We start from the raw sequence: 16,325 nt of genomic DNA, 5'->3' as shown, positions 1-16,325 counted from the left end.
CGACCGTGACCGATTCGTGACCGGCGGCCCGGTCCCCCGCGGGCGAGTCCGGTCAGCCCGGCAGGTCCCTCTCGGCGTACGACGGGAAGGCCTCGCCGCCGTCCGCCGCCAGCGCCTCGGCGACGATTCGCAGGTGCCTCTCGACCATGTCGTCGGGCATGGCCGGCAGCACCTCGTCCCACAGGGCCAGCACGGCACCGCGGCCCTGCATCATCCCTGCGGGCCGGGCGAGGGCCCACAGGTGGAAGTGCTCCGACCCGTCGCCCCAGCGCGCGAAGTGGCAGCGCGCCACTCCCGGGATCTGCTTCACGGCCACGCTCAGCCGCTGCATCAGCGGTCCCAGCGAGGCGAGGACCTCCAGGGGCGCGTCGTCGAGCAGCACGTGCTCGCGAGGGGCCACGCCACCCACGAAGGGCAGCCCCATCCGCTCCCACCCGGCGCGCACCTGCCAGACGTCGTCGCGCCAGATCGTGTGGGCCGAGGGCCGGCAGTGGGGACAGCCGGCCCGGTCGACGACGCCGGCGCGCGGTTGCTCGGGGACCATCATCGGGGCGAGCGGCGCCATCGTCACGGCGTCGAAGGCGGCCCGGTCCCCCTCGGTCAGCGCCGCTGCCTCCAGGACCTCCCCGATCGGGAGGCGGCGGTGGTAGGCGGAGTCGGCGGGCTGGGTCTCGTGGGCCTCGGGCATGCGCAGGAGGCTAGGTCACGCCGGGGCACGGTCAACGGCGGGCAGCGACGTAGCAGGCGACCGCGGAGGCCGCCGCGACGTTGAGCGAGTCGATCCCGGGCTGCATCGGGATGGTGGCGCGACGGTCGGCGCTCTCCTCCCACCTCGAGGTCAGCCCGTGGCCCTCGGAGCCGAGCACCAGCGCCAGCCGGTCGACACCGCGGACCGCCTCCTCGATCGGCACCGAGTCGGCCGCCAGGGTCAGTGCCACGGTGGTGAACCCGGCGGCGGAGAGCTGCGGCAGGGCGCCGTACCAGTCGGGGAGCCGGGTCCACGGCGTCGCGAACACCGCGCCCATGGCCACCTTCACCGAGCGCCGGTAGAGCGGGTCCGCACATCGGGGCGCGAGCAGCACCGCGTCCATGCCGAGGGCGGCGCCCGACCGGAAGGCCGCACCGACGTTGGTGTGGTCCACCAGGTCCTCCAGCACCAGCACCGACCGCGCGCCTGCGAGGACCTCCTCGACCGGGGGCAGCGGGCGCCGGTGGAGCGAGGCCAGCGCCCCGCGGTGGACGTGGAAGCCGGTCACCTCCTCGGCCAGGGCCTCGGAGAGGACGTAGCAGGGGGCATCGCTGCGGTCGAGGACGTCGGCGAGCCCGTCCAGCCAGCGGGGCGCCATCAGGAAGGAGCGGGGCTCGAAGCCGGCCTCGACGCTGCGGCGCACGACCTTCTCACCCTCGGCGAGGAAGAGCCCCTGGTCGGACTCGAGGTGCTTGCGCAGCTGGACGTCTCGCAGGTCGCGGTAGTCGGAGAGCCGGGCGTCGGCGGGGTCGTCGACCTCGACGAGCCGGGCCATCAGGGTGTGTCCTCGACGGGGAGCGCCAGCGAGACGACGTCACCGACGACGATGATCGCCGGCGGGCGTACGTCGTCCTCGACGATCCGGTCACCGAGCGACCCGAGCGTCGCCAGCACCGTCCGCTCGCCGGGCATCGTGCCGTCGCAGATCACCGCGACGGGCGTCCGGGGATCGCGGCCGTGGCGCACCAGCTCAGCGGCGATGGCCGCGGCGTTCTGGACCGCCATCATCAGCACCAGCGTGCCGGTGAGCCCGGCGAGCGACTCCCAGCTGACCAGCGAGTCCGGGTGGCCGGGGGCGAGGTGGCCGGAGACGACGGTGAAGTCGTGGGCGACCCCGCGGTGGGTGACCGGGATGCCGACCCGGCCGGGCACCGACACCGGGCTGGGGAGCCCGGGCACCACGGTGACCGGGACGCCGGCCTCGCGGCAGGCCAGCACCTCCTCGAAGCCGCGGCCGAACACGAAGCCGTCGCCGCCCTTGAACCGCACGACCCGCTTGCCGGCACGGGCACGGTCGACGAGGACCCGGTTGATCTCGTCCTGCTGGGCCGCACGGCCGCGGGGAAGCTTGGTCACGTCGACGAGCTCCACGTCGGGGCCGAGCTCGTCGAGCAGCGCCCGGGGGGCGAGCCGGTCGGTCACGACCACGTCGGCCGACGCGAGCGCGTGGCGGGCGGCCACCGTCACGAGGTCGGGATCACCCGGCCCACCGCCCACGAGCACGACGCCCGGGCTGCGGTCGAGGGCTCCGGTGGTGCTGAGCCGGCCGTCGCGCAGCGCCTCGAGGATGTCGTCGCGCAGCGCCGCCGACTGGCGGGGCTCCCGGTTGCCGAGCACCGCGACGGTGACGCTCCCGTGGCGGCCCGAGGCCGGCGTCCACGCCGAGGCCGTGCGGGCGTCGTCGGCCCGCACGCAGAAGATGCGTCGCTCGTCGGCGGCACGCAGCACCAGGGCGTTGACCTCGCTGTCGTCCGTGGCCGCGATGGCGTACCAGGTGTCGTCCAGGTCGTCCTCCTCGAAGCGGCGCAGCACGAGCGTCAGCTCGCTGGACATCCCCTCCAGGGCCGGCGTCACCTCCGGCGACACGACCACCACGTCCGCTCCCGCCGCAAGCAGGGGCGGGACGCGGCGCTGGGCGACGTGGCCACCGCCGACCACCACCACGCGTCGACCCGCCAGCCGGAGCCCCACGGGGTACGGCGCAGGCACGGTCGGGTCGCTCACCCGAGCCATTCTCCCCGACCGGAGGCGTGGGTAGGGTCGGGGTCATGAGTGTGGACACGACGATCGAACGCCCCGTCAGCCCCAACCCGTACGACCTGCTCCCGCCACGACCCTCGTTCTCCGTCACCAGCGACGACGTGACCGACGGCCAGCCGCTCAAGGGCGACCAGGTCGCGGCCGAGGGCAACAGCTCGCCACAGCTCTCCTGGTCCGGCGCCCCCGAGGGCACGAAGTCCTTCGTGGTCACGTGCTTCGACCCCGACGCCCCCACGCCGAGCGGCTTCTGGCACTGGGCGCTCGTCGACCTCCCGGCCGACACCACGTCCCTCCCAGCAGGGGCCGGCGCTCCGGGCGCGGACCTTCCCGGCGGCGCCTTCATGCTCCGCAACGACGGTGGCCAGGCGGGCTTCATGGGGGCCGCTCCCCCGCCGAACGACCAGCCGCACCGCTACTTCTTCGTGGTGCACGCCGTCGGCGAGGAGACCCTGGGCATCGACGCCGACGCCTCCAACGCGGTGATGAGCTTCAACCTGGCCTTCAAGACCCTCGGCCGGGCCATCGTCCACGGCACCTACCAGCACTGACGCGCCGTCGTCCCGGCGCCGGGGCGGTCAGCGCCGGACGCCGGTGGGCATCGCGGTGACCACGACGTTGCTGAGGTACTCCGAGCCGTTCCAGTCCTCGCACGTGATCAGCACCAGCCGACCCGGCACGCCCTGGTCGAACAGCTCCTCGGCCCGTCTGGCCAGGTCGCCCTTCCCCAGCACCTCGGTGCTGCGGACGGCATAGGTCAACGAGCGGTTCCCGGCGCGTACGACGACGTCGTCGCCCGCGGTCAGCTGCTCGAGGTCGTCGAGCGCGCCGCCCCCGGTGCTGACGGTGTGGCCGGTGACCAGCGCGGACCCCTGCGGGTCGCCCGGCCGGGAGCCGTCGGCCCACCAGCCCAGGGTCTGCGGGTCCGCCGGTGGCGTGAGCACACCCCCCGGCGCCCCGATCGGCACGACCGGCGAGGCCACGTCGAGGGCTGGGATCCTCACCTCGGTCGGTGAACCGGCACGTGCCGGAGCCGGGGCTGCCTGCGGCAGGTCGTCCTCGGACAGCTCCTCGCCCGGCACCACCGACGTCGACTCCTCGGCCGGGGCGGTCGGGTCCACGGCGTCCTCCACGGTGCCGGAGCCTGGGGCCAGCCACCAGACGAGCCCGGCCGCCAGCAGCACGACGCCCGCCACGACGGCCCACCAGCGTGGACGACCGCGGCCGGTCGCGGTGTCGACGTCGGTCACGACGCCATCCTGCCCGGTCGGACAACCGGCGACGCGGTCGTCACCACGTTGCTGAGGTAGACCGAGCCGTTCCAGTCCTCGCACGTGATCAGCACCAGCCGACCCGGCACGCCCTGGTCGAAGAGCTCCTCGGCGCGCTCGGCGAGCTCACCCTTGCCCAGCACCTCCGTCGTGCGGACGGCGTAGGGGATGCGGCCACCCGGGGAGTCGACCCACACCCGGTCACCGGCCTGCAGCTGCTCGAGGTCGTCGAGCGCGCCACCACCCGTGCTGACCGTGTGACCGGTGACCAGCGCCGAGCCCGTCGCGGCGCCGGGTGCCGCGCCGTCGGACCACCAGCCCAGGACCTGCGGATCGGCCGGCGGCGTGAGCACCCCTCCGGGGGCGGTGATCGGCACGACCGGGACGTCGACGCCCAGGGACGGCACGCCGACCCGCAGCGGCGCTCCCGCCTCGGCAGGCAGCACCGGAGAGGGCCGCGCACGCTCGAGGCGCTGCTGCACTCCCACGCCGGGAACGACCTCCTGCACCTCGGGTGGAGCCGGGGTCAGCTCGGTCCGGAGCGGCGACGGCGCCGGCTCTTCCTGGCAGGCGCTCACCGCCAGCACGAGCGCAACTCCCACGACCGTCGACCACGACCGTACGACGGCTCGACGCATCCATTCCCCCGACTCCACGGACCCATCCTCCCCCACCCGGACGATCCAGGGGCGTCAACCGGCCGGACAACCGGCATGACCCGATGGTGCTATTGCCTCCGAGGCCCCGCAGTCGCGACGATGGCGAGGTCATCCCCTCCGGGGGATGTCGGCCGCCTCCCCCCGGCGGCACCGTGGTTTCCCCCGACCACTCAGCGCACAGCCCCCCTCGGTCACCCGGTGGCCGGTACAACACAAGACGGAGCCCCCCATCATGCGTCCTCACGCACGCCTTCTGCTGGCGACCCTGCTGCCCGTGCTGCTCACGGCCGGCACGCTCGCCCTCACCGCGCCCGCCCAGGCAGCGACCTGGGCACCGCGACTGGACCGCGCCCTCGACCCGGACGTCAACGTCGACGAGTTCGAGGACCGCATCCTGATCCGGATCAACAAGGCCCGCGCCCGTCACGGGCTGGCCAAGGTCCGGGTGTTCCAGTCCTGCGTCGACGGCTACTCCGAGCGCTGGTCGCGGCACCTGCGCAAGATCGACACCCTGGTCCACCGCGACCTCGGCCGGATGCTCGACGGCTGCAACCTCAACTGGGTCGGCGAGACGCTCGTGAGCGGCACCAGCCTCACCCCGGCCGCCGCCGTGCGCGCCTGGCTGGACTCGCCCCCGCACCGGGCGGTCATCCTCAAGCCGCGAGCCCGCTGGGCCGGCATCGGCGTCCGCGTCAACGGCGAGGGCAAGGTGTTCGCCGCGCTCAACTTCGGGGACCGTACCTAGCCCACGACGTCGGTGCCGTGGCCGCCAGGGCAGCGGCCACGGCACCGCCGGGCGAGTCGGTCATGTGGGCTGCCGACCCGCCCGACGCCGTGTCCCTCAGTGGGCACGAGATGAGGGGCGTCCACCCGCGGGGCAGGTGGACGCCCCTCTGGTGCGAGCCGGCCGTGGGCCGCCGGTTCGCACCGTCGCCGGTGCGCTTACCGGCGAGCTGAGGTCCGCCGGCGGGTGCCGGCGAAGCCGATCAGTCCGAGACCGCCACCCACGAGGAGCAGCCACCAGGCGCGGCGTACGGCCTCGACCTGCTGCCACACCGTGGCACCGGCGTCGACGACCGTCGGGACCGCACCGGATGCCTGCGCTCCCGCAGCGACCGGAGGCGTCTTGTCGTCCTCGTCGGTCTCCTGGTCACCGGCGGGCTCGGCGCACTCGTCCGCGAACTGACCGGTCGACCAGGCCGTGAACGTCTCGTTCGTCCGCACCGGTCCGGTCTCCTCGCCGAGGACCCACTCGCGCAGAGCGGCGTCCCAGACGTACTCGGTGCGGTAGGAGTCGACCCAGGTCGTCTGGCCGCGTAGCTTGCAGGAGGCCTGGGCCCCCGCCACCTCGCGGACGATCGGCTCGGGCTGGGCAGGTGCACAGAGGTCGAGGTACTCGTCGTCGGTGTAGGGCGTGAACGCCCAGGCACCCCAGGCGATCTCCCACTCCGGCTCCAGGACCCAGGTCCGCGTCGCCGCGTCCCAGACGTACTCCTGCTCACCGTCGCGGCTCACCGTGCCGGCCCCGAAGTCCTCGCCGTACTGCGACAGGTCGCAGCCCTCGTCGGTCTGCGAGACCGGCTCGACGGGCGGCTGCTCCGGCGCGCACGCCTTGAAGTACTCGGCGTCGGTGTAGGCCGTGAACGCCCAGGCACCCCAGGCGATCTCCGACTCCGGCTCCAGCACCCAGGTCCGCGTCGCCGCGTCCCAGACGTACTCCTGGACACCGTCACGAGCGACGGTCCCGGCCCCGAAGCCCTCGCCGTACTGCGACAGGTCGCAGCCCTCGTCGGTCTGCGAGACCGACTTCGGCTCCGGCTGCTCCGGCGCACACTTCTCGAGGTACTCGGCGTCGGTGTAGGGAGTGAAGTCCCAGGCGGCCCAGCTGATCTCCGACTCCGGCTCCAGGACCCAGGTCCGCGTCGCCGCGTCCCAGACGTACTCCTGCGAGCCCAGCCGGTTGATCGTGCCGGCGCCGAAACCGTCGCCGTACTGCGACAGGTCGCAGCCCTCCTTCATCTCCATGACGGGCTCGGGCTGCGGCTCGTCGGGCGCGCACTTCTTGAAGTACTCGGCGTCGGTGTACGGCGTGAACGCCCAGGCACCCCAGCTGACCTCCGACTCCGGCTCCAGCACCCAGGTCCGCGTCGCCGCGTCCCAGACGTACTCCTGGACACCGTCACGAGCGACGGTCCCGGCCCCGAAGCCCTCGCCGTACTGCGACAGCTCGCAGCCCTCGTCGGTCTGCGAGACCGACTTCGGCTCCGGCTGCTCCGGCGCACACTTCTTGAAGTACTCCGCGTCCGTGTAGGGCGTGAAGCTCCACGCACCCCACTCGACGTCGGCGTTGCGCTCGAGCACCCACTCCCGGGCGGCGGTGTCCCAGACGTACTCGCGCTCACCGGTGCGGGTGGCGGAGCCGGCGCCGAAGCCGTCACCGAGGTGCGACAGGTCGCAACCCTTTCGCTCCTGCTCGACCTGCTTGGGGTCGGGTTGGTCGGTGGCGCACTCCTCGAAGTACTCCGCGTCCGTGTAGGGCGTGAAGGCTTCGCCGGTCCGCACGGGGCCGGTCTCGTCGCCGAGCACCCACTCGCGCGCCGCCGCGTCCCAGACGTAGGGCGTGGTGTAGACGTCGACCCAGCTGGTGACCCCGGCCGGCTCGCAGTCGCTCGAGGACCCGGGAACCTGCCGCTCCTTCGGCTCGGGCTGGTCGGGGGCGCACTCCTTCGCGTACTCCGCGTCGGTGTACGGCGTGAAGGTCTCGTCGGCCCGCACGGGTCCGGTCCGCTCGCCGAGCACCCACTTGCTCGACGCCGCGTCCCAGACGTACGGCGTGGTGTAGACGTCGACCCAGCTGGTCACACCGGCCGGGTCGCAGCTCGACGACGAGCCGGGCTCGCGCTCGACCAGGGCGTCGGGTCGCTTGCAGTCCTTGTGGGAGCTCGGCTCCGAGGGGAACGTGTGGCTGAAGCTCGCGGGGCCGACGATCGTCCAGCCGGGCTTGGCGACGTAGGTGACCGTCACCGTCCCGCCCGGCACGGCGTTGCCCGTGACCGTCTTGGTCAGGCCCTCGTAGCTCGGCGCCGAGTAGGACGGAGCGACGTACTCATCGGCCACGCAGGAGCTGTCCGTGAACACCACCTCGGGGTCGACGGGCTTGCTGCTCTGGGTGACCTTGTAGCCGATGTGGCTGATCGAGTGGTGGTCGATCGAGAAGGTCCCGGTCTTCGGCCCCGCGATCGGACCGCTCTCGTCGATGATGGTCGAGGCCTTGACGCACAGCTCGACGGTGTAGCCGGCCTTGATCGAGTAGTCGACCGACCGGTTGCTCCAGGAGAGCGTGCCGAACGGGTAGGTCTGGTTGCCGCTCGGCTTGTCCTCGGCGGCGCCCTTCGTGTAGCCGAGGCTGTTGCAGGTGGCCTGCGTGGCAGCCGACGGAGACGTGGTCACCAGTGACAGCCCCACGGTCACGAGCAGCAGGACGGCGCACATGCGCGCGGCCCTGCGGATGGATGAGCGCGCTTGCTTCAGGCGCGCAGAACTAACAGGCATGCTGACTTCCCCCCACGGACCGCTCGCGCCCCCCAGCGTTTGACGGTCCAAGATTTCCCACGGTCCCGGCGAGCCGGGCGCGCACCGGTGGTGCGTGCCTGAAAGGTAGCCACGGGATCAGGCGCCCACGAGGGCATCACCCCTGCTGTTGACGAGTTGTGGCGGACTGGGTGATCGCCCGTTACCGATCGTCTGACAATCATGGTCCGTTCGGGTGAGCCGGACGCCACCCGGACGGGCTACCCCGCCCCCGGGTCGGCCAACGCGTGGCATGATGCGCGACCGCACCCGGTCGTGTCTCGGAGGTCACGCATGCTCTACGTCGCCGTCGCGACGCGTGCGTTCCGCCGCTACGCGACCTACCGGGCCGCGACCCTCGCGGGGATCTTCACCAACAGCGTCTTCGGCGTCATCTACAGCTACGTCTACCTCGCGCTGTGGACCGCGCGTCCGGGCGCCGGAGGGTACGACGCCGTCGACGCGGTCACGTACGTGTGGCTGGGCCAGGCGCTGCTCATGACCGTGGCCCTGTGGGGCGGCGGCTCCACCGACGACCTGGCCGCCCGGATCCGCACCGGCGACGTCGCGATCGACCTCTACCGACCGGTGGGCCTGGTCGGGTGGTACCTCGCCGCCGACCTCGGCCGGGCGGCGTACCACCTGCTGACCCGGGGGCTGGCGCCGACAGTGGTCGGCTTCGTCCTCTTCGACATCCGGCTCCCCGACCTCGCGGGCGCCGCACTGTTCGCCGTCAGCATCGTTCTCGCCGTGGTCACCAGCTTCGGCTTCCGCTTCCTGGTCGCGTGCTCGGCGTTCTGGCTGCTCGACCAGTCCGGCGTGCAGCTGATGTCCGGCGTGCTCGCGATCTTCTTCAGCGGCCTGGCGCTCCCGCTCGTGATCTTCCCGGAGCCGCTGCGCTCGATCGCGCTGGTGCTGCCGTGGGCCTCCTACCTGCAGACGCCGGCCGACGTCTGGCTCGGCACGCTCGACGGAACCGGGCTCCTGGCCGCGCTGGGTCTGCAGGTCGCGTGGGCGGTGGTGCTCCTCGGCTGCTGCCGGGCGGTCGTCGGCGCCGCGACGCGCAGGGTGGTGGTGCAGGGTGGCTGAGCTGTCCCGGACGGTGCGCGAGGCGCCCGAGCTCTACGGCCGCATCGCCTGGATGTGGGTCCGCTCCTCGCTGGCCTATCCCCTGTCGTTCTGGCTGATGACGCTGGGCAGCGCGCTCATCACCTTCCTCGACTTCGTCGCGCTGTGGCTGATGTTCTCGACCGTCGACGCGCTCGGGGGGTTCGAGCTGTGGGAGATCGCCCTCCTCTACGGAGCCAGCGGCATCGGGATCGGCGTCGCCGACCTGCTGATCGGCAGCGTCGAGCAGATCGGCGACCACGTCCGTACCGGCACGCTCGACACCATGCTGACGCGACCGGTGCCGGTGCTCGTGCAGGTCTGTGCCGACCGCTTCGCGCTGCGCCGGCTCGGCCGGATCACGCAGGCCGTTGCCGTCTTCGCGTGGGGCGCCTGGTCGGTCGACTGGTCCGCGGACAAGGTCGTCGTGGCGATGGGGATGGTGCTGGGCGCGTGCGCCATCTTCTTCTCGCTGTTCGTGACCATGTCGTGCGTGCAGTTCTGGACCCACGACGCGAGCGAGTTCGCCAACGCCTTCACCTACGGCGGCAACACCATGACCCAGTACCCGCTCACCGTCTTCCCGCGGGAGGTGGTCAGGACGCTGACCTTCGTGATCCCGGTGGCGTTCACCAACTGGTACTCCTGCCTCCACCTGCTCGACCGCCCCGACCCCTTCGGCATGCCCGGGTGGTTCGCGCTGGCACCGCTGCCGGTGGGGATCCTGATGCTGGCCGTCGCGGGCCTGGCGTGGCGGACCGGGCTGCGTTCCTACACCTCCACCGGGAGCTGACATGGCACTGATCGACGTCCACGGGCTCGAGCGCACCTTCGCCGTACGCCGCAAGGAGGGCGGTCGGCGGCGGCGCCCCACCACCGTGCGGGCCGTCCACGACCTCAGCTTCTCGATCGCCGAGGGCGAGATGGTCGGCTACCTCGGCCCCAACGGCGCGGGCAAGTCCACCACCATCAAGATGCTGACCGGGATCCTGCACCCGACCAGCGGGGACCTCGAGGTGGCGGGGCTGGCGCCGCAGCGGCAGCGCACCGAGCTGGCCCGTCAGATCGGCGTTGTCTTCGGCCAGCGCACCACCCTGTGGTGGGACCTGCCGCTGCGCGACTCCTTCGACCTGCTGCGACGGATCTATCGCACGGATCCCGCTCGGCACCGTGCCAACCTCGACCGGTACGTCGAGCTGCTCGAGCTCGGCGACCTGCTGGACACGCCGGTGCGGCAGCTCAGCCTGGGCCAGCGGATGCGCGGGGACATCACGGCCGCGCTCCTCCACGACCCGCGCCTGCTCTTCCTCGACGAGCCGACGATCGGGCTCGACGTCGTGAGCAAGGGCCGGGTCCGCGAGTTCCTCCGCGTGCTCAACGCCGAGCGCGGCACCACGCTGATCCTCACCACCCACGACCTCGCCGACGTCGAGGCGCTCTGCGACCGGGTGATCGTGATCGACCACGGCACCTCGGTCTACGACGGCTCGCTCACGGGCCTGCACCGGCACGGCGGCTCGACCCGCACCCTGGTCGTCGACCTCGTCGACGAGGCACCACCGATCGAGGTCGCGGGAGCGACGACCCGCGACGTCTCGGGGCCGCGGCAGTGGCTCACCTTCCCGGCCGACACGAGCGCCGCACCGGTCGTCGCGGCCGTCGCGGCGACGTACGACGTCGCGGACCTCTCGATCCAGGAGCCGGCGATCGAGGACGTGATCCGCGAGCTCTACTCGCACGGCAGCCCGGGCAGGGCGTAGGTCGGGGTTCTCGGCCACGGAGTCGGGAGGCACGCCCTATCGTCCGTGGCATGACACGACAGCAGGCGCGCTCGGGCTCGCCCCACGAGGACTCCACCGGCTTCAGCCGGGGCGTGCGCGCGGGCAGCACCGTCGCCATCGCCGGGACCGCTCCGGTGTGGCCCGACGGCACGGTCGACCCCGACCCGGCCGTGCAGGCACGGCGTTGCTGGGAGATCGTGCTCGGCGCGTTGGCCGAGCTCGGCGGCGCCCCCGAGCACGCCATCCGGACGCGGCAGTACGTCACCGACGCGGCGTACGCCGACGCCGTGTCGGCCGTCCACCGCGAGGTCTTCGGCGAGATCAGGCCGGCGAGCACCATGGTGGTGGTCGCCGGCCTGCTCGATCCCCGGTGGAAGGTCGAGATGGAGCTCGACGCGATCCTCCCGGAGGATGCCGGCTAGATCCCGGCGTCGACCGCGGTCGGAACCGCCGGAGTGCCCGGCGTCTGGCTGCCGGTCGGGGTGGTCGGGGTCGTCGGCGGCGCCGGGTTCTCCGGCACCTCCTCCTCGCCCTCGATCTCGATGCAGCCCTTGGCGACGCGCTCGGCGACCGTCAGCCGCCGGACCGTCACCCAGCCGGTGTCGTTGCGGACCTCGGGCTCGCCGAGGACCCACTGCTCGCCGTCCCAGACGTAGCCGGTGACGATGTCCCAGGTGCGGCGCTCGACACGCACGCAGTCCTCGCGCACCTCGGAGCGCTGGTCGACGACCGGCTCCGGCTGCTCGGGACGGTCGGCGCAGTCCTCGACCGAGGCGGGCTCGGTCGGGAAGGTGTGCTCGAAGACCGACTGGCCCTCGATGACGTAGCCCTCCAGGGCGGTGTAGGTGACGGTGACCGTCTCGCCGGGCGCGACGGTGCCGTCGACCCGAACCGTGGTGCCCTCCACCTCGGGAGCGTCGAGCCCCGGCTCGGTGTAGGTGTTGTCGACGCACACGTTGTCGGTGAACGACGGGTTGACCGTGACCTTCTCCGGCTCCGGCTTCGCGCACTCACCCTCCGCGACCACCGTGGCCGTGTCGGAGGCGGTGACGCCGTTGGGCCACGAGGCGTCGACCTGCAGGGAGTGGCTCCCGGCCTGCAGGCCGCTCTCGGTGAGCGTGACGGTCGCCGGGTTCGGCTCGACGGTGCCGTCGCCGAGGCGCGAGGTGTAGGTCATCACCTTGTCGCGCTCGGAGTTGCCGATCGTCCACACGACGTCGAACAGGCCGGTCTCGGTGTCGCAGACGACCTCACCCTCGACGACCGGCGTGTGGGCCGAGGCCGGTGACGCGACGGCCACCAACCCCACCATGACCATCAGGAGCGCCGCCAGATAGGCGCGCGCATGCGTGACTAGACGCATTGCTTGATTCCCCCCTCGGCCCGAACCCCCCGGTCCTGACCTGTCTGAGTTGTGACACGGCGCCCCCACGGCGCCGCCAGTCGTGCTCAACGGCGACAGTACGTGGAAGTCACGACAATCCCCGGATCCTTAACTTTCGCCTGTGGACTAACGTCCCGGGGATGACCGACCAGGGGCCGGCGCCCGACGACCTCGCGAGGATCGTGTCCTTCGCCATGGACTGCGCGCGCGACGGGCAGACCGAGCTGCTGGGCCAGTACGTCGACGGCGGCTACCCGGTCGACCACCCCGACGCCGCGGGCAACACGTTGCTGATGCTGGCCGCGTACCACGGGCACGCCGGCACGGTCCGGATGCTGCTGGAGCGCGGCGCCGATCCCGACCGCCTCAACGACCGCGGTCAGTCCCCCGTCGCCGGCGCGCTCTTCAAGGGCGAGGACGAGGTGGTCCGCGCCCTGGTCGCTGCCGGCGCCGACCTGGACCGGGGGAGCCCGTCCGGCCGTGAGGCGGCCGCGATGTTCGGCACCGGCCACCTGCTGGGGGACACGCCCGACACCTCAGGGTTTTCTTGACTCGTTCCAGTCTGAGTGCTTGGTTGGAGGGGTTCCGGACGCGAGGAGAGGACCCCCCATGACCGAGCTGCCCCAGCCGAACGACGGCACCGCCACCAAGACCAACCCGAGCGAGGAGGCGCGCCTCGGGTCGACGACCGACACCGGCGCTCCCGCGCCCAGCGACCGCAACTCGCTGACCCTCGGCGCCGACGGCCCGATCCTGCTCCACGACGTCCACTTCCTGAACCAGATGGCCCACTTCAATCGGGAGCGAGTCCCGGAGCGGAACGTGCACGCCAAGGGCTCCGGCGCGTTCGGCGAGTTCGAGACGACGGGCGACGTGTCGGCGTACACGAAGGCGGCGCTGTTCCAGCAGGGCACGAGGACGGAGATGCTCGCGCGCTTCTCGACCGTGGCCGGGGAGCAGGGCTCCCCCGACACCTGGCGCGACCCGCGTGGCTTCGCGCTGAAGTTCTACACGAGCGAGGGCAACTACGACCTCGTCGGCAACAACACGCCGGTCTTCTTCATCCGCGACACCATGAAGTTCCCCCACTTCATCCGCTCGCAGAAGCGTCGCGGCGGGAGCGGCCTGCGCGACAACAACATGCAGTGGGACTTCTGGACCCTCAACCCCGAGTCGGCCCACCAGGTGACCTACCTGATGGGTGACCGCGGCATCCCGCGGTCCTACCGCCACATGAACGGCTACGGCTCGCACACCTACCTCTGGGTCAACGAGGCCGGCGACAAGCACTGGGTGAAGTACCACTTCCACAGCAACCAGGGGGTCGAGGGGCTCACCGACGACGACGCCACCCGGATCGCCGGCGAGGACGCCGACTTCCACCGCCGCGATCTCAACGACGCCATCGCGCGGGGCGACCACCCGAGCTGGACGCTGTCGATCCAGGCGATGCCCTACGAGGACGCGAGGACCTACCACCTCAACCCGTTCGACCTGACGAAGATCTGGCCGCACGGGGACTACCCGCTGATCGAGGTCGGGACGATGACCTTGAACCGCAACCCGGAGAACTTCTTCGCCGAGATCGAGCAGGCCGCCTTCGAGCCCTCGGCGACGGTCCCCGGCATCGGCTTCTCACCCGACAAGATGCTGCTCGGCCGCGCCTTCTCGTACGCCGACACCCACCGCTACCGGATCGGGCCCAACTACCTGCAGCTGCCGGTCAACCGGCCTCGGGTCGAGGTCAACACCTACACGCAGGACGGGCCGATGGCCTACGAGCACCGCTCCGACGACCCGGTCTACGCGCCGAACACCTTCGGGCGCGGCTACGCCGACCAGGTCGGCGAGGTCGACGACGGCTGGGAGGCCGACGGCGCCATGGTGCGCCAGGCCTACACGCTGCGCGAGGACGACGACGACTGGAGCCAGGCCGGCGCCCTGGTCCGCGAGGTCTGGGACGACGACCAGCGGGCCACGTTCGTCAAGACGGTCTCCGGCCACCTCCTCGGCGGCGTCGAGGGCGACGTGCTCGAGCGGGCCTTCGTCTACTGGAAGAGCGTCGACGCCGACACCGGCAAGCAGATCGAGGAGATCGTGCGCGCGGGTGCCGACCACGGCGGACCGGGCGCCCAGCCCGGCAACGCCGCGGAGGACGCCTCCGACCCGGTCGTCGAGCGGGACACGCACGCCGGCTGACCACCGCCACAGCTCCGCAGCCACGCCTCCTGCCCAACACAGGGGGCGTGGCTGCTTGTGGGCCCCTTCCGCGCAGGACTAGCCTCCGAGCACCAACGAGGCCGGCTCCCCGACCTCCCGGACGGGAAGGGTGTTGCGATGTCACGACGCGAGGGCCGAGGGATCGAGTACGAGCGCGAGGGCGCCGACTACTTCGCCGAGCGCGAGCTCCAGGGCGGCGTCGCAGGCTGGGTGCTCCTGGCCGGGCTCGGGGTCGCCTACGTCATCTCCGGCGACTACGCCGGGTGGAACTTCGGCCTCGCCGAGGGCGGCTGGGGAGGGCTGCTCGTCGCGACGCTGATCATGGGCGTGATGTACCTGTTCATGGTGTTCGGCCTCGCCGAGCTCTCGTCGGCGATCTCCACCACCGGTGGCGGGTACGCGTTCGCGCGACGCGCCCTCGGGCCGTGGGGCGGTTTCCTGACGGGCACGGCGATCCTCGTCGAGTACGCCATCGCCCCCGCCGCGATCGCCAACTTCATCAGCGCGTACGTCGAGTCGCTGGTCGGCCTCAGCGGGCCGCTGGTCTTCCTGGCCTTCTACGTGGTGTTCGTGGGCCTGCACCTCTACGGCGTGGGCGAGGCGCTGAAGCTGATGTTCGTGATCACGGCGATCGCCGTGGTGGCGCTGCTCGTCTTCGTCGTCGCCGCCGCCCTGGAGTTCGACGCGGCCAACCTCACCGACATCCCGGCCGGTGACGCAGCCGGGGCGAGCTCGTTCCTGCCCTTCGGGCTGGTGGGCATCTGGGCCGCACTCCCCTACGCGATCTGGTTCTTCCTCGCCGTCGAGGGCGTGCCGCTCGCGGCCGAGGAGACCAAGGACCCCGCACGCTCCATGCCGAAGGGCATCATCGCCGCGATGCTGACCCTGCTGGCGTTCGCGGCCCTGATCCTGGTGGTCGCCCCGGGTGCCGCGGGCTCCGACGCCATCCAGGGCTCCGGCAACCCGCTGGTCGACACCCTCGAGATCGCCTACGGCGGCTCCACCGCCGTCAGCACCTTCGTCAACGTCGTCGGCCTGCTCGGCCTGATCGCCAGCTTCTTCTCGATCATCTACGCCTACTCCCGCCAGACCTTCGCGCTCTCGCGGGCGGGCTACCTGCCGAAGGTGCTCTCCAAGACCGGGTCGCGGAAGACGCCGTACCTCGCGCTGATCGTGCCCGGCATCATCGGGTTCGTGATGGCCGTCTTCAACCAGGGCGACCTGCTCATCCTGGTCGCGGTGTTCGGCGCCACGATCTCCTATGTGCTGATGATGCTGTCCCACATCGTGCTGCGGTTCCGGGAGCCCGACCTCGAGCGTCCCTACCGGACGCCCGGCGGCGTGGTGACCACCGGCATCGCCCTGGTGCTCGCCTGCGTCGCCGTCGTCGCGGGCCTGCTCGTCGACACCCGCGTCATCCTCGTCACCGCCGGGGTGTTCGCGCTCGCGATCGCCTACTTCGGCCTGTACAGCCGCCACCACATCGTGCAGGGGGCTCCGGAAGAGGAGTTCGCCGCGATCGAGGCCGCAGAGAAGGATCTTCACTGA

The 16,325-nt window shown here is 71.8% G+C and carries 16 protein-coding genes; 9 read left to right on the top strand and 7 right to left on the bottom strand.

Annotated features, from left to right (window positions below; genetic code table 11):
• Positions 1–52 precede the first annotated feature (52 nt).
• The 3 genes from EXE57_RS01660 to cobA are packed head-to-tail and all read right to left on the bottom strand — an operon-like array spanning position 53 to position 2,761.
• Positions 53–688, bottom strand: coding sequence for a hypothetical protein (locus tag EXE57_RS01660; protein WP_135073395.1), 636 nt, complete (start codon positions 686–688; stop codon positions 53–55).
• A gap of 31 nt (positions 689–719) precedes the next feature.
• Positions 720–1,523: a TrmH family RNA methyltransferase gene (locus tag EXE57_RS01655; protein ID WP_135073393.1), complete on the bottom strand. Its 804-nt coding sequence runs from the start codon at positions 1,521–1,523 to the stop codon at positions 720–722.
• Positions 1,523–2,761 carry a uroporphyrinogen-III C-methyltransferase gene (cobA, locus tag EXE57_RS01650; protein ID WP_135073391.1) on the bottom strand — a complete coding sequence of 413 codons (1,239 nt, stop codon included), beginning with the start codon at positions 2,759–2,761 and terminating at the stop codon, positions 1,523–1,525. The genes EXE57_RS01655 and cobA overlap by 1 nt, the downstream gene beginning before the upstream one ends.
• Before the next feature lie 35 nt (positions 2,762–2,796).
• On the opposite strand from cobA, the gene EXE57_RS01645 reads away from it, so the two are divergent.
• A complete protein-coding gene (locus EXE57_RS01645) occupies positions 2,797–3,336 on the top strand; it encodes a YbhB/YbcL family Raf kinase inhibitor-like protein (protein WP_135073389.1) in 540 nt (179 codons plus the stop codon).
• 27 nt (positions 3,337–3,363) lie between these two features.
• Here the strand turns inward: EXE57_RS01645 and EXE57_RS01640 are convergent, their stop codons facing one another.
• Both EXE57_RS01640 and EXE57_RS01635 read right to left on the bottom strand, forming a co-directional pair.
• Positions 3,364–4,035 carry a class F sortase gene (locus tag EXE57_RS01640; protein WP_244246950.1) on the bottom strand — a complete coding sequence of 224 codons (672 nt, stop codon included), beginning with the start codon at positions 4,033–4,035 and terminating at the stop codon, positions 3,364–3,366.
• Positions 4,032–4,712 carry a class F sortase gene (locus tag EXE57_RS01635; protein WP_244246949.1) on the bottom strand — a complete coding sequence of 227 codons (681 nt, stop codon included), beginning with the start codon at positions 4,710–4,712 and terminating at the stop codon, positions 4,032–4,034. The genes EXE57_RS01640 and EXE57_RS01635 overlap by 4 nt, the downstream gene beginning before the upstream one ends.
• 235 nt (positions 4,713–4,947) lie before the next feature.
• On the opposite strand from EXE57_RS01635, the gene EXE57_RS01630 reads away from it, so the two are divergent.
• The gene (locus EXE57_RS01630; protein ID WP_167305778.1) at positions 4,948–5,460 is read left to right on the top strand and encodes a CAP domain-containing protein; all 513 of its coding nucleotides are present in this window, start codon (positions 4,948–4,950) and stop codon (positions 5,458–5,460) included.
• 197 nt (positions 5,461–5,657) lie between these two features.
• Here EXE57_RS01630 and EXE57_RS01625 read toward each other — a convergent pair whose 3' ends face one another.
• Entirely contained in the window at positions 5,658–8,207 is a 2,550-nt protein-coding gene (locus EXE57_RS01625; protein ID WP_135073385.1) for a hypothetical protein, read from the bottom strand.
• Between the two features lie 372 nt (positions 8,208–8,579).
• On the opposite strand from EXE57_RS01625, the gene EXE57_RS01620 reads away from it, so the two are divergent.
• From EXE57_RS01620 to EXE57_RS01605, 4 genes are read left to right on the top strand one after another with little or no spacing between them, the layout of a single operon-like run.
• Complete coding sequence (locus EXE57_RS01620; RefSeq protein WP_135073383.1) at positions 8,580–9,374, top strand: ABC transporter permease; 795 nt, start codon at positions 8,580–8,582, stop codon at positions 9,372–9,374.
• On the top strand, positions 9,367–10,185 hold the full coding sequence (locus EXE57_RS01615; protein WP_244246948.1) for an ABC transporter permease: 819 nt from the start codon (positions 9,367–9,369) through the stop codon (positions 10,183–10,185). The genes EXE57_RS01620 and EXE57_RS01615 overlap by 8 nt, the downstream gene beginning before the upstream one ends.
• Position 10,186: 1 nt before the next feature.
• Complete coding sequence (locus EXE57_RS01610; protein WP_135073381.1) at positions 10,187–11,152, top strand: ABC transporter ATP-binding protein; 966 nt, start codon at positions 10,187–10,189, stop codon at positions 11,150–11,152.
• Positions 11,153–11,202: 50 nt separating this feature from the next.
• On the top strand, positions 11,203–11,595 hold the full coding sequence (locus EXE57_RS01605) for a RidA family protein (RefSeq protein WP_135073379.1): 393 nt from the start codon (positions 11,203–11,205) through the stop codon (positions 11,593–11,595).
• Here EXE57_RS01605 and EXE57_RS01600 read toward each other — a convergent pair.
• Positions 11,592–12,536: a hypothetical protein gene (locus EXE57_RS01600; RefSeq protein ID WP_135073377.1), complete on the bottom strand. Its 945-nt coding sequence runs from the start codon at positions 12,534–12,536 to the stop codon at positions 11,592–11,594. The two genes, EXE57_RS01605 and EXE57_RS01600, sit on opposite strands and share 4 nt — an antisense overlap.
• A 161-nt stretch (positions 12,537–12,697) precedes the next feature.
• On the opposite strand from EXE57_RS01600, the gene EXE57_RS01595 reads away from it, so the two are divergent.
• The 3 genes from EXE57_RS01595 (at position 12,698) to eat (ending at position 16,325) form a co-directional block, all read left to right on the top strand.
• Positions 12,698–13,108, top strand: coding sequence for an ankyrin repeat domain-containing protein (locus EXE57_RS01595; protein ID WP_135073375.1), 411 nt, complete (start codon positions 12,698–12,700; stop codon positions 13,106–13,108).
• 58 nt (positions 13,109–13,166) lie between these two features.
• On the top strand, positions 13,167–14,756 hold the full coding sequence (locus tag EXE57_RS01590) for a catalase (protein ID WP_135073373.1): 1,590 nt from the start codon (positions 13,167–13,169) through the stop codon (positions 14,754–14,756).
• 138 nt (positions 14,757–14,894) lie between these two features.
• On the top strand, positions 14,895–16,325 hold the full coding sequence (gene eat / locus EXE57_RS01585) for an ethanolamine permease (protein ID WP_135073371.1): 1,431 nt from the start codon (positions 14,895–14,897) through the stop codon (positions 16,323–16,325).

Origin of the sequence: Nocardioides euryhalodurans (assembly GCF_004564375.1) — a bacterium.
GTDB classification, from domain to species: Bacteria; Actinomycetota; Actinomycetes; order Propionibacteriales; family Nocardioidaceae; genus Nocardioides; species Nocardioides euryhalodurans.
Note: the sequence above shows the minus strand (reverse complement) of the source record. Positions and strands in the feature narration are given on the sequence as shown.

Bases quoted from the DNA above. Each gene is read 5' to 3' on its own strand.
- EXE57_RS01590 (WP_135073373.1), top strand. From the start codon at position 13,167: ATGACCGAGCTGCCCCAGCCGAACGACGGCACCGCCACCAAGACCAAC.
- EXE57_RS01660 (WP_135073395.1), bottom strand. From the start codon at position 688: ATGCCCGAGGCCCACGAGACCCAGCCCGCCGACTCCGCCTACCACCGC.
- EXE57_RS01645 (WP_135073389.1), top strand. From the start codon at position 2,797: ATGAGTGTGGACACGACGATCGAACGCCCCGTCAGCCCCAACCCGTAC.
- cobA (WP_135073391.1), bottom strand. From the start codon at position 2,761: ATGGCTCGGGTGAGCGACCCGACCGTGCCTGCGCCGTACCCCGTGGGG.
- EXE57_RS01610 (WP_135073381.1), top strand. From the start codon at position 10,187: ATGGCACTGATCGACGTCCACGGGCTCGAGCGCACCTTCGCCGTACGC.
- eat (WP_135073371.1), top strand. From the start codon at position 14,895: ATGTCACGACGCGAGGGCCGAGGGATCGAGTACGAGCGCGAGGGCGCC.
- EXE57_RS01595 (WP_135073375.1), top strand. From the start codon at position 12,698: ATGACCGACCAGGGGCCGGCGCCCGACGACCTCGCGAGGATCGTGTCC.
- EXE57_RS01625 (WP_135073385.1), bottom strand. From the start codon at position 8,207: ATGTGCGCCGTCCTGCTGCTCGTGACCGTGGGGCTGTCACTGGTGACC.
- EXE57_RS01655 (WP_135073393.1), bottom strand. From the start codon at position 1,523: ATGGCCCGGCTCGTCGAGGTCGACGACCCCGCCGACGCCCGGCTCTCC.
- EXE57_RS01605 (WP_135073379.1), top strand. From the start codon at position 11,203: ATGACACGACAGCAGGCGCGCTCGGGCTCGCCCCACGAGGACTCCACC.
- EXE57_RS01600 (WP_135073377.1), bottom strand. From the start codon at position 12,536: ATGCGTCTAGTCACGCATGCGCGCGCCTATCTGGCGGCGCTCCTGATG.
- EXE57_RS01630 (WP_167305778.1), top strand. From the start codon at position 4,948: ATGCGTCCTCACGCACGCCTTCTGCTGGCGACCCTGCTGCCCGTGCTG.
- EXE57_RS01620 (WP_135073383.1), top strand. From the start codon at position 8,580: ATGCTCTACGTCGCCGTCGCGACGCGTGCGTTCCGCCGCTACGCGACC.